The organism is Salinigranum sp., from assembly GCF_041641895.1.
Taxonomy (GTDB): Archaea; Halobacteriota; Halobacteria; order Halobacteriales; family Haloferacaceae; genus Salinigranum.
The window spans coordinates 1-14,596 of record NZ_JBEPXO010000089.1 but is presented as its reverse complement, the minus strand read 5'-3'; the positions used below and the strand labels follow the sequence as shown (position 1 = coordinate 14,596).

The 14,596-nt window shown below is 67.4% G+C and carries 16 protein-coding genes; 7 read left to right on the top strand and 9 right to left on the bottom strand.

Going from position 1 to position 14,596, the window contains the following annotated elements; translation table 11 throughout:
* The first annotated feature begins 130 nt into the window (after nucleotides 1-130).
* Both galK and ACESK5_RS16165 read left to right on the top strand, forming a co-directional pair.
* Nucleotides 131-1,306, top strand: a complete 1,176-nt coding sequence (gene galK / locus ACESK5_RS16170; RefSeq protein WP_372912614.1) for a galactokinase — start codon at nucleotides 131-133, stop codon at nucleotides 1,304-1,306.
* A 71-nt stretch (nucleotides 1,307-1,377) separates the two neighbouring features.
* A complete protein-coding gene (locus tag ACESK5_RS16165; RefSeq protein ID WP_372912613.1) occupies nucleotides 1,378-3,351 on the top strand; it encodes a P-loop NTPase fold protein in 1,974 nt (657 codons plus the stop codon).
* Nucleotides 3,352-3,375: 24 nt separating this feature from the next.
* Here the strand turns inward: ACESK5_RS16165 and ACESK5_RS16160 are convergent, their stop codons facing one another.
* From ACESK5_RS16160 to ACESK5_RS16145, 4 genes are all read right to left on the bottom strand, one after another.
* Nucleotides 3,376-4,332, bottom strand: a complete 957-nt coding sequence (locus ACESK5_RS16160) for an acetamidase/formamidase family protein (RefSeq protein ID WP_372912612.1) — start codon at nucleotides 4,330-4,332, stop codon at nucleotides 3,376-3,378.
* Nucleotides 4,333-4,541: 209 nt separating this feature from the next.
* Nucleotides 4,542-5,780: a mandelate racemase/muconate lactonizing enzyme family protein gene (locus ACESK5_RS16155; RefSeq protein WP_372912611.1), complete on the bottom strand. Its 1,239-nt coding sequence runs from the start codon at nucleotides 5,778-5,780 to the stop codon at nucleotides 4,542-4,544.
* A gap of 178 nt (nucleotides 5,781-5,958) precedes the next feature.
* Nucleotides 5,959-7,200: an HAD family hydrolase gene (locus ACESK5_RS16150; RefSeq protein WP_372912610.1), complete on the bottom strand. Its 1,242-nt coding sequence runs from the start codon at nucleotides 7,198-7,200 to the stop codon at nucleotides 5,959-5,961.
* Nucleotides 7,201-7,281: 81 nt separating this feature from the next.
* Complete coding sequence (locus ACESK5_RS16145) at nucleotides 7,282-7,833, bottom strand: hypothetical protein (protein WP_372912609.1); 552 nt, start codon at nucleotides 7,831-7,833, stop codon at nucleotides 7,282-7,284.
* Between the two features lie 227 nt (nucleotides 7,834-8,060).
* Between ACESK5_RS16145 and ACESK5_RS16140 the strand changes: the two genes are divergently transcribed.
* The 5 genes from ACESK5_RS16140 (at nucleotide 8,061) to ACESK5_RS16120 (ending at nucleotide 11,151) form a co-directional block, all read left to right on the top strand.
* Nucleotides 8,061-9,104, top strand: coding sequence for a SipW-dependent-type signal peptide-containing protein (locus tag ACESK5_RS16140; protein WP_372912608.1), 1,044 nt, complete (start codon nucleotides 8,061-8,063; stop codon nucleotides 9,102-9,104).
* 20 nt (nucleotides 9,105-9,124) lie between these two features.
* Complete coding sequence (locus tag ACESK5_RS16135; RefSeq protein ID WP_372912607.1) at nucleotides 9,125-9,658, top strand: signal peptidase I; 534 nt, start codon at nucleotides 9,125-9,127, stop codon at nucleotides 9,656-9,658.
* On the top strand, nucleotides 9,645-9,818 hold the full coding sequence (locus ACESK5_RS16130; RefSeq protein WP_372912606.1) for a SipW-dependent-type signal peptide-containing protein: 174 nt from the start codon (nucleotides 9,645-9,647) through the stop codon (nucleotides 9,816-9,818). Before ACESK5_RS16135 ends, ACESK5_RS16130 begins: the two co-directional genes overlap by 14 nt.
* Nucleotides 9,815-10,573 carry a hypothetical protein gene (locus ACESK5_RS16125; protein WP_372912605.1) on the top strand — a complete coding sequence of 253 codons (759 nt, stop codon included), beginning with the start codon at nucleotides 9,815-9,817 and terminating at the stop codon, nucleotides 10,571-10,573. The genes ACESK5_RS16130 and ACESK5_RS16125 overlap by 4 nt, the downstream gene beginning before the upstream one ends.
* A 134-nt stretch (nucleotides 10,574-10,707) precedes the next feature.
* Nucleotides 10,708-11,151, top strand: coding sequence for a DUF5799 family protein (locus tag ACESK5_RS16120; protein ID WP_372912604.1), 444 nt, complete (start codon nucleotides 10,708-10,710; stop codon nucleotides 11,149-11,151).
* A gap of 1 nt (nucleotide 11,152) precedes the next feature.
* On the opposite strand, the gene ACESK5_RS16115 is transcribed toward ACESK5_RS16120, so the two are convergent.
* The 5 genes from ACESK5_RS16115 to ACESK5_RS16095 all read right to left on the bottom strand — a co-directional run.
* Nucleotides 11,153-11,302, bottom strand: a complete 150-nt coding sequence (locus tag ACESK5_RS16115) for a hypothetical protein (protein ID WP_372912603.1) — start codon at nucleotides 11,300-11,302, stop codon at nucleotides 11,153-11,155.
* A 74-nt stretch (nucleotides 11,303-11,376) separates the two neighbouring features.
* On the bottom strand, nucleotides 11,377-11,832 hold the full coding sequence (locus ACESK5_RS16110; RefSeq protein WP_372912602.1) for a PTS fructose transporter subunit IIB: 456 nt from the start codon (nucleotides 11,830-11,832) through the stop codon (nucleotides 11,377-11,379).
* Complete coding sequence (gene ptsP / locus ACESK5_RS16105) at nucleotides 11,829-13,547, bottom strand: phosphoenolpyruvate--protein phosphotransferase (RefSeq protein ID WP_372912601.1); 1,719 nt, start codon at nucleotides 13,545-13,547, stop codon at nucleotides 11,829-11,831. The genes ACESK5_RS16110 and ptsP overlap by 4 nt, the downstream gene beginning before the upstream one ends.
* Nucleotides 13,544-14,017, bottom strand: coding sequence for a PTS sugar transporter subunit IIA (locus ACESK5_RS16100; RefSeq protein ID WP_372912600.1), 474 nt, complete (start codon nucleotides 14,015-14,017; stop codon nucleotides 13,544-13,546). Before ACESK5_RS16100 ends, ptsP begins: the two co-directional genes overlap by 4 nt.
* 89 nt (nucleotides 14,018-14,106) lie before the next feature.
* Nucleotides 14,107-14,596, bottom strand: a 490-nt coding sequence (locus ACESK5_RS16095; RefSeq protein ID WP_372912599.1) for a fructose-specific PTS transporter subunit EIIC, incomplete at its 5' end; no start/stop codon positions are given.

Here is a 14,596-nt window from a genome sequence, read left to right as displayed (position 1 = left end):
GTCGGTCGCCGAGTCGCGCACGGCCTGACTCGTTCCCGTCTCCCCCGTCGTCCACCGCTACGAGCCACGGTCGACGGCTCTCAGCCGACAGGATGAAGCGCCTCCCTCGAAACGGGACACGTACGAACCTATGACGACAGGGGAGGCACGACGGGCGTTCGAGGCGGCGTACGACCGGGCACCGGAGGCGGTGGCGAGCGCCCCCGGGAGAGTGAACCTCGTCGGCGGTCACACCGACTACAACCAGGGGCTCGTCCTCCCGGTGGCCATCGACTACCGCACCGCCGTCGCCATCGCACCGCGCGACGACGGCCGGTACAGGCTCCGTTCGACCGACTTCGAGGGGGAGGTCCGGGTCGACGGGCTCCCGGACGACCCACTCGACACCCACGACGCGATGTGGGCGAACTACCCGCTCGGCGTCCTCGTCGAACTCGCCGCCGCGGACCTCACCGCTGAACGGGGACTCGACCTCCTCGTCGCGGGCGACGTCCCCCGCGGGGCCGGCCTCTCCTCGTCGGCGGCGCTCGAAGTGGCGACGGCGGCCGCGGCGTACGCCCTCGACACGCCGGGGGAGGCGCTGCCGCGACGCGACCTGGCAGAGGCGGCCTGGCGCGCCGAGACCGGGTTCGTCGGCCTCGACTGCGGCATCATGGACCAGTATGCCAGCGCGCTGTGCCGGGCGGGAGAGGCGCTCTTCCTCGACTGTCGCTCCCGGGAGACGCGAGGGGTCACGTTCGACGACGACGGTCTCCGGACTGTCGTCGTCGACACGCGCGTCGAACACGAACTCGCCTCGTCGGCGTACAACGACCGGGTGCGCGAGTGCGAGGCGGCGGTAGCACGGTTCGACGCGTCGCTCGGCGACGTGACGTCGCTCCGGGACGTCGACCGGGACGCCCTCGTCGCCCACAGTGACGACCTCCCGAGCACGCTCCGGCGGCGGGCCCGCCACGTCGTCACCGAGAACGAACGGGTGCGAACGGCCGTCGACGCGCTCGAAGCCGGGGACGTCGAGGCCGTCGGCGACTGCATGTTCGAGTCGCACGCGAGTCTCCGTGACGACTACGAGGTGTCCTGTCGAGAACTGGACGCGGTGGTCGAACTCGCCTGGGAGACGTCCGGCGTCCTCGGCGCGCGGATGACGGGCGGAGGCTTCGGTGGGAGCGTCGTCGCCCTGGTCGAAGCCGGGGCCGTCGACGACTTCCGCGCACACGTCGACGCGGCGTACGCCGAGCGTGCGGATACCGACGTCGACCCGCGGACGTTCGTCTGTTCGGCGGCCGAGGGCGTCAGCGTCGGGTGAGACCGCCCGCTCGCCGACGTTCGTGTCGGCTGTGCGACAAGCTGATGCTACCGGGCGGCCTCTGCTACGGTATGACAGACCAGCCCGAGTGGGAGGGGGAGCCAGGCGCTCGAACGCCGGTCGGCGCTGCGTTCGGCGACAGACCGACAGCACACGATGCGCTCGGCTTCGAGCCGTACGTCGGGGCGCTCGCGACGTTCCTCAGACAGCGTGAGACGACACCGCCGCTCGCAGTCTCCGTCGAGGGGACGTGGGGTGCCGGTAAGTCGTCGTTCATGTCGCAACTCGAACACGAACTCCGCAGTGAGGGTCACCTCACCGTCCGCTTCAACCCCTGGCGACACGAGGGGGAGGACGCGCTGTGGGCGGCGTTCATGCTGGCCGTGCTGGACGGGCTCTCGAGGAAACTGACGCCACAGGATCGACGCCGCGCCCGACTCGCCCTCGTTCTCGACCGCTTCGACAGACGCCGTGGCCGCGCCGCTGTCGCACGGGCGATGGGGACGACGCTGCTGGCCGTCCTCGCCGTGGTCGTCACGGCAGTCCTCGCGGCGGTCGCCGGACCGACGCTCCTCGGGAGCGCTGACAGCACAGCGGTCGTCGCCACGTTCGGGTTCGGCGGCGGCGTCACGTCCTTCGTCGGCGTGTGGCTGTGGACGCGGCGGAACGTCGTCGAACGGACCGAGCGCGAACTGGAGGCGTACGTCCGTGACCCGAACTACGAGGGACACGTCTCCTTCCTCGAACGCTTCCACGAGGACCTCCGTCGCGTCCTCGACGCGTACGTCGGCGACCACCGGGTGTTCGTGTTCATCGACGACCTCGACCGGTGTGCGGTGCCTCGGGCGGCTGAACTGATGCAGTCGATCAACCTCATGCTCTCGGACGACCCTCGGCTCGTGTTCCTCCTCGGGATGGACCGCGAGAAGGTCGCCGCCGGTCTCGCCGCGAAACACGAGGACCTCCTCGATCACCTCAACGTCGAGTCGCGCCAGTCGTTCGGCCTCGACTACGGCTACGCGTTCATCGAGAAGTTCGTGCAGGTCCCGTTTCTCATCCCGCGGCCCTCACCTGACGACGTGGACCGGTTCGTGATGGAGTTGATGGCGTTTCAGCGTGAGTACGGCGACTCGTTCGGCCCCGACGAGTTCGTGGCGATGCGGACGGCCGAGTACCCGCAAGTGTCCCCGCAGAACCCACCGGAGCCCGCCGAACCGTACACCCTGTGGGCGCGGGACTGGTCGGACGAGACGCTCCGGACCGCACTCGGGTGGGCCGCGCCCGCGCTCGGGTACAACCCTCGACAGATAAAGAAGTTCATCAGTCTCTACCGGCTCCGGGCGCTTCTGGCACAGGAGGTCGGCGTGTTCGAGCAGACGGACCTGACGCTCGACCAACTCGGGAAGTTCGTCACCATCAGTCTCCGGTGGCCGCGGCTCCTCCCCGAACTCAACCGCGACCACGACCTGTTCGCTCGGCTCACCGCCGTCGCCCTCCGGGACCGATTCCACGAGGCGCTCTCCGAAGCGGCCCCACCCGTCACACCTGCCGTCGCCGCTCCCGACCCCACAGATGCCACAGCTGACCGGCCCGACGACGCGCCACCGGACGGGGACGCCTCCGAGTCGCGGACGGTCGGTGTGGACGAACTCCCCGTCGTGCTCCGGTCAGAACGCGACTGGGAACTCTTCGCCGACCTCCTGCTCGCGGGACTGTACGACGGGTCGTTGTCGGCGACCGAGTTCGGCTCCGACCTCCTCGTCACGTACCCGGAGCTCACCACCGACCGGTTCGACGAGTTCTTCGAGGACCGCTCGGTCGACGAGGTCCTCTGGGAGACGGACGCGGACCTCGACGCCAGCCTCGCCCACGTCGACGTCGAATCCCTGCTCCAGATCTCTCCGCGTGCGGACGTCCCGACGGAGACACTCGAGGAGACACCGTACGCACAGTCCGCGAAGTACCGCCCACCGCACACGCAGTCCGACTCCGAGTTCTTCGGCCAGGGTGACAGCGGAACGGGAGGCTGGTTCCCCGAGGACTGAGCTCACTCCTCTTCGGCGTGGTCTTCAGGGAAAGATGCTCTCGGGCAGGTACGCGGTCACCGTCCAGTTCGGCGCGTCGACCACCTCGTTGATCTTCAGGTCGACGGCCGCAGAGCAGAGGATGTACGCCTCCTCGCGGGTGAGGCCGCGTTCCGACTCCAGGTGGTCGATCATGTGGCGGACGGCCTTCTTCGTCGCCTCCATGAGGTCGTCGGCGATGCCGGCCGTCCCGTACATCGGCTCGTCTCTCCCGGTTGGAGTGAACGGACCCGTCGTCTCCAACTCTGGCTGTGAGATGGACTTGTCGTTCAGGACTCGGAACCGCGCGGTGACGAACATCGGGGCCTCGATGCCGGTCACACAGACCTCGCCGTCGCCCTGGGCGGCGTGACAGTCGGCGGTCGAGAAGAGGGCACCGTCGACCTCGACAGGGAGGTAGAGGGTCGACCCTTCCGTGAGGTGCTTGATGTCGAAGTTGCCGCCCGTGTCACGCGGGGGGAGTGTGTCGTGTTCGCCGTCCTCGGCGGGGGCGACGCCCGCGATGCCGGGGAACATGTCCAGCGGAACCTCGATTTCGTTCACGAAGTGAGCCACCTCGTCGTCGAGTTCCCAGACGTGCAGGCCGGCATCGGGGAAGTCTTCCGGGAGGAGACCCAGCCCCATCTCGCCCGGCATGAATCCCGTGAACCCCCAGCCCTTGTGTTCGAAGTCGAGGAAGTCGACGGCGAGGACGTCACCCGGCTCTGCGCCTTCCACGGCGACCGGGCCTGTCAGGGGATGGACGGGGTCGAAACTCGCGTTGGCCAGGTCCTCGGCCGTCGAATCACGACCGACCTGGCCGTCGAGCGCGTCACGACACTCGAAGCGCACCACCTCCCCCGGTTCCACTGTCAGCGTCGGGTCGAGGCTGTTGTCCCACACGTTGTGGATGTTCGCGTCGTCGTCGGAGAGTTCGTGGTCGACGGTGTACTCTGTTGACATGCGACAGTACCGACGTGCCGTGTCTCGAAAACTGTTGGCCCGACGACGAGCGAGCACAACGCGCAAACCGCCGACGAGACAGCGTCAATGCGTAGACATCCTCCCGTACCCGTACTCGTCCCGCTTCGAGCCACGGAGCGACACGGCGTCCGTGGCGTCGCACTGTCCGGTCACGATTTCGAAGTGACGGCGGTCGGTCGGAAGGCTTCCTACGCCTCGTCGAACAACTCGTCGCCCTCGACCATGTGCTCCGCGACGGCGTCCATGTCGAGCGTCACGCCCAGGCCGGGCTCCTCGGGGATGGTGATGTAGCCGTCCTCGATGACCGTCTCCTCGACGAGGTCCCCCCACCAGCCGAGTTCGTACGAGTGGTACTCGACGGCGAGTGCGTTCGGGATGGCGGTCCCGACGTGTGCGGAGGCCATCGTCGCGACGGGCGAGGAGACGTTGTGCATCGCCACCGGGACGTAGTACTGGTTGGCGACGTCGGCGACCTTCCGCGTCTCTCGCATTCCCCCGACTTTCGGGAGGTCGGGCGCGATGATGTCGACTGCCTGGTTCTCGATGAGGCGTCGCTCCTCCGTGACCCGGTAGCGGTTCTCGCCGACGGTGATGGGCGTCGTCGTCGACTTCGTGACGTCCTCCTGGACAGCGAGGTTCTCCGGCGGGACGGGGTCTTCGAGCCACCAGACGTCGTACTCCTCGATGGCGGCGGCGAGCCGTTTCGCCGACCCACCAGAGAACGTCCAGTGGCAGTCGAAGGCGACGTCCGCGCGGTCTTTCACCCGTTCCGTCACCTTCTCGACGATCTCCGCCTTGTGGCGGATTTCGCCGGGACGGAGGTGACGGTTCGCGCGGTCCTTCTCCAGTCCCGAGGGGACGTCGAGGTCGAACTTCAGCGCGTCGTACCCCAGTTCCTCGACGACGCGTTCGGCCTCGTCGGCGCAGGCGTCCGCGTCGGCCTCCTCCTCGGTGTGACAGTCACAGTAGACGCGCATCCGGTCGCGGTACTTTCCACCCAGCAACTGGTAGGCGGGTACCTCCAGAATCTTGCCCGCGAGGTCGTGCAGGGCGATCTCGATGCCCGCGATGGCCGTCACGGTGACGCCCTCGACGCTCCCCTCGCCGGACATCTTCTGGACGAGGTGCTCGAAGAGGCGGTCGATGTCGAGGGGGTTCTCGCCGACGACGAACGGCTTCATGCGCTGGACGAGTTCCGGGACCCCCGCGCCCCAGTACGCCTCGCCGGTGCCGACGATGCCGGCGTCGGTGTACACTCTGACCAGGGTCCACGGGAAGTTGCCGTCGACCATCGTGGTCTGGACGTCGGTAATCTCGACGTCGCGGCCGCCACCGCGCTTCGCGGTGACGCCCATGGTCTCCCTGGAGAGTTCCCGCATCGTGTACTCCGCGTTCGGGTCGTGCAGGTCCGAGTAGTCGACTCCCATGGTCGTGCGTTCACTGGACGTGTGGTAAATCTTTGGAGACGCGGGGAGGAACGCTCCCTCTCGCCGTCCCGAAACGGCCTCAGACGCCCGAAGATACTCTGTGTCGGAGAGAGCGACGCCAGCTGATAACCGCGACTCGTTCACAGCGACGGACGCCGCCGGCACCGGATGTCGGGACTCAGAGGTCGGCGAGGAGGTTCATGACGTAGACGGTGTGGAGCATCGCCGCCGCACCGCCGCGGTCGAAGACGAGACCGTCGGTCGCCCGGACGTGGTCCAGCACCGCCGCCGAGGCGTGTTCGGGCGCGGCCGCGATGCCACAGTCGTTCTCGGCGGCCCACTCCATCACCCGGAGGTCGGACTTCGAGTCGCCCATCACGGCCAGGAACGGGTCGTCGACGTCGAGGACGTCCAGCGCGGCCCGGACGCCGCGGGGCTTGTTGAGTTCCAGCGACCCCACCTCGGCGGCGTCCGCGTGGTAGTAGGCGACGTCGACCCGTTCGAAGACCGAGACGACCTCTGCGGGCACCTCGTCGACGGAGAGGTCGACCGACGCCTCCTCGGCTTCGAGTACCGCGTCGATTTCGGGGTCGTCGGCCGCGAAGTACGCCCGCGCCCACTCGGGACCGCGCGTCGTCACCTCGTCCGTCTCGCTCGCGACGGCCTCACCCAGGAGGTCGACGAGGTAGACCAGTCCGCGGTCGACGACCCGTTCCGCCTCGGGTGATCCGACGTCGAAGTTCGGCTTGAGCGTGACGTTGAACTCGTTGCCCTGGAGGTGGATGCCGTGAGCGACGTCGTCGGGTGCCTCCGGGAGGACGCGCGAGCGGACCCGGTCGAAGACGCGGATCATCTCCTCGTCGAGTTCGTCGTAGAGGAGGCGCTTCGTCCGTGAACCGTGCCCGGGGGTGAACACGCCCGTCCCCGTCTCGTAGACGATGCTCACGTCTCCCGAGTGGACGAGTTCGTTCCCGAGCCCCTGGATGAGAAAGCCCTTGACGTTCTCCAGGGTCTGGCCCGTGCAGATGACGATGGGGACGCCGGCCTCGTGGAACTCGGTGAGCGCGTGGAGCGTCTCTCTCGGGATCTCGTTGTCCGTTCCGCCCGCCGACCGGAGCGTCTCGTCGACGTCGAGGACGAGGGCGTTCACCGCGTGTCCGTACTTCGAGTGCAGGTCGAGGCCGGTGAACGCGTGGTCGCGGTCGGCCGTCGCGGCGACTTCGACCAGCGTCTCGCCGGCACCGAATGCGTCGCGTACTGCCGTTCTCCGCGCGTCGAGTTCGTCGCGGGCCTCCTGCCAGTAGTCGAGCGCGACCCGAGAGTCCACGGCGGGGAAGACGTCGACGAACGTCTGGAGGTCACGGATGGCGTCCGTGTCGAACTCATCGTAGAGCCGATAGAGAAGGTCGTATCGTTCCATACAGAAGGGGGTGCGAGCGCGCGGTATAACTCCGGGGGTCGGCGTCGTCACCGCTCGTCCCGTCTCGCCCGTACCGAGCGCCTAGCCGAGATACCGGTTCAGAAGGAGCCAGCGCCGGGACCAGAGCTGTCTCGCCGTCGACGCGACGACGAGGAGGAGGAACAGGACGGGCCACAGGAGGTCGGGCACGGCGACCACGCCCGGCGCGTTGAGTTCGGTCGCGATGACGATGAGCATCGACACGACCGCCACGGAGCGGTAGTAGCTCATCCAGGTGATGCCGTACGGGGAGACGACCTCGAGGTAGAGCTTGGCCTCCCCCGCACCGTCGTCGAGAACGACGGTCTTCCGGTCCGGGTCGTACTTGACAATTTCGCGTGCGTCGAGTTTCGGCAGGTGGGTCTGAACGAGCGAACTGTACACGCTCTTGCGGGCGCCGCGCGGCGGCGGCGACTCGCCTGTCTCCGACGCTGCGATCCGCTCGGACAACCCCCGGACCGTAGCCTGCCCCACGTGCGAACACAGTTCCTCGATAACTCGCCGCCGTCGATCGTTCCGGAGCACGTCGAAGATCTCTTCGTGGCCCACGTCACGCGCCTCCTCCTCGTCCACCCCCGCAGGTGTACTCGCCATGACGTACACTCGTTGATAATACACCCTGATAAATATGTCATACTATATTGAATTTAACTGTACAGTTAGAACCGACTGTCCGGAGGCTACGCACGCTTAACGGGTGGTTCACGAAGCCACACGAGGTGCCCGACCCCGTCCAACGTCCGAATACCTCATCGATGGTGTAATTACTGAATACCAAAACGTCCCTCGACCGAATCGGCCCGCGACGGGCCAGACCGACTATGGCAGACGACAACTCCGACAGCAAGATCACGCTGTCACGACGGAAAGCCCTCATGGGCATCGGCGGCATCGGACTCGCGAGCATCGGCGCCGGGTACGGGACGTACGCGGCCTTCAGCGACGACGAGACGGCACAGGCGACGTTCACGGCCGGCGAACTCGACGGGACTGTCGAGTGGGCGGCATCGTACAACGGAGAACAGACCGGCGAGGGGATGCAGGTCGAAGCGCAGGGCGGCGACGACTCCTCGGAGGCCCACTACTTCAGTTACGAGCTCGATGACGTGAAGCCCGGCGACTACGGGTCGGTCGTCTTCGGCATCAGAGTCGACACCAACCCCGCGTGGGTGTTCTCCTGTCTCGACTTCGACAACAACGACGACAACACGATGACCGATCCCGAGTCGGACGTCGACGACGGGAGCGTTCACACGGCCGACGTGAGCGCGAACACGTACAACGACGACACGACGACAGTCAGTTACGGGAACGGCGAGCTGGCTGACAACCTGCACCTGATCCCGTTCTACGACTCGAACGTCGACTCCAGTTTCTTCGACAACGGGATGCCGACCACGTTCAACCCGACCAGCCAGGGTGCCACGTCCCCGGCGTTCTGGGACAACGCCAGCGGCACGCTGAAGCCGCGCACCCTCGCGGACGCGACGTTCGCACAGCTCAACCAGGGGACCGTGGGCTGGAACGACGACGGAGAGCACTACACCACCCCCGCCCCGGTCAACCGGCGGTACGCCGGCTGTACGCTCCTGAACGGCGCGCAGGCCGGCGACACGAACAATGAACAGGAGTTCACGTACCTCGATCCCGTCAGCGAGAGCAACGACAACGTCATCCGCTTCGGCTACGACTGGCACCTCCCGTTCAACGTTGGGAACGAGGCGCAGACGGACACGATCAATCTCTACTTCGGATTCGACTTCCAGCAGGTCCGCCACAACGAGAGTCCGGCACGGCCGTACATCTCGACGCCCGGCTACCGGGCCCAGGGCGGTACCGCCGGACAGGACGACGGTGACGACTGATCGGGGCCGGTGACGATCACATGGACTACGAGAAGGCACACACGCTCGGTGTCGTCCTCCTGGTAGTCCTAGTCACGCCTGCGGTGGCACACTTTCTCGTCCCTGCGACGGGGCTCGGGGGCAGCTACGTCGTGCTGTCCGACAGTATGGAACCGACGATGAGTGCGGGAGACCTGATATTCGTGCGTGACGTCCCGGCCGAGAACATCGACCAGGGCGACGTGATCACGTTCAGGTACAGTCCTCGTGAGGCGACGACCACCCACCGGGTCGTCGACGTCACGACCGAGGACGGGCGCCAGGCCTTCGTCACGAAAGGTGACGCAAACGACGGGACCGACCCGAACCTCGTCACGCCCGAGATGGTCGTGGGTAAGCTGGTGCTGACGCTCCCGCTCTACGGACACATCACGACGTTCGCGGACAGTAGACTGGGAACGGTCCTGCTCGTGGTCGTCCCGTCCGTGCTGTATCTGGTGACCGAGACGAGAGAACTGTGGCTAGAGGCTACGTCGAACGGACAGACAGACGGGAGAGAACATGAAACTGAGTAGGAGACAACTCGTTGCCAGCATCGGTATCGCTTCGGTCTCGGCGCTCGGTGGTGCCGGGACACACGCGGCGCTCTCCGACCGTGAGGAGGCGACGGCATCGTTCCGGGCGGGTCGCGTAATCCTGAAGGTGACCCCCGAGACGCAGGAATTCGGGCCATGACGGAGACGCCGACGGACGAGTCGGCCGAGACGCCCGAACCGACAGACGACACGACCGAGACGTCCGAACCGACGGACGAGTCGGCTGAAACGGCAGAACCGACGGACGAGTCGGCTGAAACGGCAGAACCGATAGACCATGCGGCCGAAACGCCCGAGCCGACCGGGACTCCGGGGTCGGCAGACGACGCGACCGAGACACCGGAGTCCACCGAGACGTCCGAACCGACTAGAACTCCCGAGCCGACGGACGACGCGACCGAAACACCGGAGCCCACAGAGGCGCCCGAACCGACGGACGACGCGACCGAAACGCCCGACGGTGACGCCGACGCCGCTCCGGCGTCGGCAGACGACGGGACCGCCAACCGCTCGGAGGAGTACGTCGCCGACTGGGCGATTTCCAACGAGGGAACCGTCGACGCCGACCGCCTCCTGTTGACCCGGCTGACCGTCGAGGTTCGTGGCCTCAACGGCTCGACCCGCAAGGAGGCGCTCCGGTCGGCCCGCGTCACGTTCGCGGCGTACGAGGGCGACGACGTGTCCGGGTTCCCTGGCACGCTCTGGGCGCTGGCCCGGAAGCTCGAAGAGACCGACATCGAACTGGACTCCGGCGCGGACGGCCCGGAACTGCCGGCGGACGAAGCGGCGGTCCGGACGTTCGAACTCGGCGTCCAGTTCGACTACTCGTCGCTGAGTGGGGTCGGTGGCTACTCTATCGCCGCCTCGCCGGAGTTCACCATCGAACAGTACTGACCGGGCGATCGCTCCCGACCGCCGGGTCGCTGTCGCCCGTCGCTCGTGGACGCCGAACCGTGTCGCGGACGCGCCGTCCCCCGACGACAGTCCCGAGGGAAACCCTGATACGACACCTCACCCTATGGCTGGCCATGGCAGACTGGACAGACCGTATCGTCGGGGATCGAATGACGGTCGACAGGGAGTTCAACGAACGGGTGGTGGCCTCGGAGTTCCAGAGTCAGGAGTGGAGCCTCATCATGACCGCGACGGAGTTCGAAATCGAGAACGCCGACGATCCCGAGACGGCACGCATCGTGGCGAACACGGACAAACTGGAGGGGATGATGCCGCACATCGAGGAAGCCGGCAAGCGACAGCAGTCGATGGCCGGCGGCGGCGGAGGGGACGACGGTGGGAGCGGCAGTATCATCGACACGGTCAAGGGCGCACTCGGCCTCGGCAACGGGAAAGAAGACCACGACGCCCGGCTCGCCGCCGCGGAACGTCTCGTCCAGGAGTACGCCGACGAACTCCAGTCTCACCTCGAATCGAAGGGGAAGTGGGAGCAGATTCGGCGGTCGTACCGGGAGTAGGTCAGTACTCGTCGCCGGCGTGGAACAGTGTCATCTCGCTGGCCTGGTAGATGTTGATGAGCTCGGTGATAATCTCGTCGTACTCCTCGTCCTCGATACGGAGGTTGTCGAGGCGCTCGAGCGTCTCCTCGTCGACGTGAATCTGTGGCATGTGTAGGCGGAGACACCGCGCGCCCTTAAATCCACCAGCGGGCCCCCGGCGGACCGGGCGGTCCGACCACCCACTCAGGAGAACAGTCGCTTCAGCCGCGCGAACAGCCCTTTCTCGCGGTCGCCCCCTCGTCGGGCTGGTTCCTCGGTCGCCGTCGTCGCGTCCGTCTCGTCGGCCGTCGCCGCGCCCGCCCCTGCGTCGCTCTCGTCGCTCGCCCCCTCGCCGCTCTCGACGAGGCGTTCCGCCTCCCGAATGACGCCCTCGGCGTCGTTGACGCCGTCCTTCACCGTCTTCTTCACCAGCGGCTTCCCCTCGAACCGGTCGCGCTGGACGGACGTGTCGGCGGTGATGATGACGACGTCCGCCTCGGCGACGTCGTCGGCCGTGAGTTCGTTCTGTGCGCCCATCGACCCCTGGACCTCGACCTTGATGTCGTGGCCCATCTCCTCGGCGGTGGTCTCGAGGTTCTCGGCGGCCATCTGGCTGTGTGCGATTCCGGTCGGACACGCGGTGACTGCGACGATGTTCATGACGAATCCCCCTGTGAGTTCAGTCGGCTGACCACTTGGTCTTTGGTGCTTGCCTCGGCAACCTCGGTCGCGAGTTCGCTCGCGACGGTGGTGTCGACCTCCGTGACGCGCTGTTTCACTGCCGGCACCGTCACGGCACTCATCGACAGTTCGTCGAGGCCCAGCCCGAGGAGCAGTTCCGTCAGGTCGGGGTCGCCGGCCATCTCGCCACACATCCCGACCCAGCACTCCTCGCCGTCGGCCGCGCGAACGGTCTCCCGGATGGCCCGGAGGACGGCCGGCTGGCGGAAGTCTCTCAACTCCGCGACGCGCTCGTTTCCGCGCGCCGCGGCCATCACGTACTGGGCGAGGTCGTTCGTCCCGATGCTGAAGAAGTCGACCTCCCGCGCCAGGTCGGGGCCCATGAACACCGCGGCGGGCGTCTCGATCATCACGCCGAACTCCGGGAGCGCGTGCGCGACGCCGGCCGCGTCGAGTTCGTCGGCCACCTCCTCGAGTCGGTCGCGGGCCGCCCGGACCTCCTCGACGGTCGAGACGAGCGGGAGCATCACGGCGAGGTCGCCGGCGCCGTCGGCGGCGGCTCTGAGCAGAGCCCGCAGCTGAGTCCCGAACAGGTCGGCGTCGTCGCCGAGCGACCGTCTGATACCCCGGTCGCCGAGGAACGGGTTCTCCTCCTCGGGCAGGTCCAGATACGGGACGGGCTTGTCGCCGCCGACGTCGAGCGTTCGGACGACGACTCTCCCCTCGGGGAACGCGTCGAGCGCGTCGCGGTAGGCCTCGTACTGCTCTTCCTCCTCGGGTGGCGACTGCCGGTCGACGAAGAGGAACTCCGACCGGTACAGCCCCACGCCGTCGGCGCCGCGCTCGACGGCCGCCTCTATTTCGGCGGGCCGGCCGACGTTCGCGGCCACCTCTACCGCCTTGCCGTCGCGGGTCTCGACCGGGTCCTCGCGGACGGTCGCGTCGAGTCCCCCGGCCGCCCCCTCCTTCGTCTCCTCGCTCGGGTTCAGGACGACTTCGCCGGCGTCGCCGTCGACGACCACCTCGGTGCCCTCGTCGACATCGTACAGGTCCTCGCCGACGCCGACGACCGCAGGCAGGGCGAGCGAGCGGGCGAAGATGGCCGCGTGCGACGTGCGTCCCCCTGTGGCGGTGACGAAGCCGGCGACGACGTCGGGGTCCAGCTGTGCGGTGTCCGAGGGCGTGAGTCGCTCGGCGAAGACGACGCTCCCCTCGGGGAGCGAGCGGAGGTCGACGCGCTCGCTTCCGGTCAGGAGTCGGAGCAACCGGTCGCGGACGTCCCGGAGGTCGTCGGCGCGTTCCTTCATCCGGCCCTCCATCCCCTCGAACTGCTCGATGGGACCCTCGAACGCCGCTCTGACCGCGTGGGGGGCCGGCAGCCCGTCGTCCTCGACGGCCGACTCCACACCGTCTTCGATCATCGGGTCCGAGAGGAACTGGAGGTGGGCGCCGAACACCTCCGCCTCCTCCTCGCCGACGCGCTCGCGGGTCTCCTCGCGCTCGCGTTCGAGTTCCGTGCGGGCAGTCTCGACGGCCTCTGCGAACCGCGCGAGTTCCGCCTCGGCGTCGACTTCCGCGGGCGGGTCGTCCAGGTCGACCGCGGCGTCGGGACGGTACCACGCGACGGTCCCGACGCCGGCGAGTGGTGTCGCCCCCTCGCCCTGCAGGCGGCGCTCGGAGACGACGTCGGTCATCCCGACACCGCCTCCTTGAGAGCGTCACGGACGGCTTCGACGGTCTCTGCCGCCCGCAGCGACGTTCGGACCTCCTCGTGCACGAGCGCGCGCGAGAGCGAACTGAGGATTTCGAGGTGTTCTTCGCCGCCCTCCGCGGGGACGACCAGCATGAACAGCAGGTGTGCCGGTTCGTCGTCCATCGCGTCGAAGTCGATTCCCGCCTCCGAACGGCCGAACACGACCGACGGACGGGTCACGGCCGGCGTCTTCGCGTGGGGGATGCCGATGCCGAAGCCGACGCCGGTCGTCGCCTCCTCCTCGCGCTGACGGAGGTCCGCCAGCGCCCGCTCGCGGTCCTCGACGCGGCCCGCCTCGACTGCCACGTCGAGCAGGAACTCGATGCACGCCGGCTTCGACGCGGGTGGTTCTTCGAGCGTTACCAGTTCGGGTGGGGTGAGTCGGTCGATGTCGCTGGGGTCGATTGTCATGGTGTGTGGGTGTGAGGTGTGTTCGAGCGCGTGGTCTCTGTTCGTCGGTGCGACGCAAATACTCAGTCACTCGACGGGCGGCCGCCCGCTCAGTCACCGGCCTGTGGGGAGGTGGTGGTGGTGGTGGTGCCGGTTTCGTCTTCGAAGTCGCTTTTGAGGAGGGTGGCGATGGCGGCGGTGACGAGCGAGCCGAGGAGGATGCAGCCGAGGAAGAGGAAGGGTTTGTTCGAGAGGGGGATGACGAAGACGCCGCCGTGGGGGGCGCGCATGCCGACGCCGAGCGCCATCGAGAGGGCCCCACCGACTGCAGAGCCGGCCATGATCGAGGGGATGACGCGGAGGGGGTCGGCCGCGGCGTACGGAATCGCGCCCTCGGTGATGAACGAGAAGCCGAGGATGACGCCGTTCTTCGCGTTCTGGTACATCTCTTCGGCGTACTTGTGGGGGGCGACGAAGTTCGACAGCGCCATCCCGATGGGGGGAATCATCCCGGCGATCATCACTGCGGCCATCGGCTGGTAGACGCCCTCGCTCACGAGGCCGACCGAGAAGACGTACGCGACTTTGTTGACGGGGCCG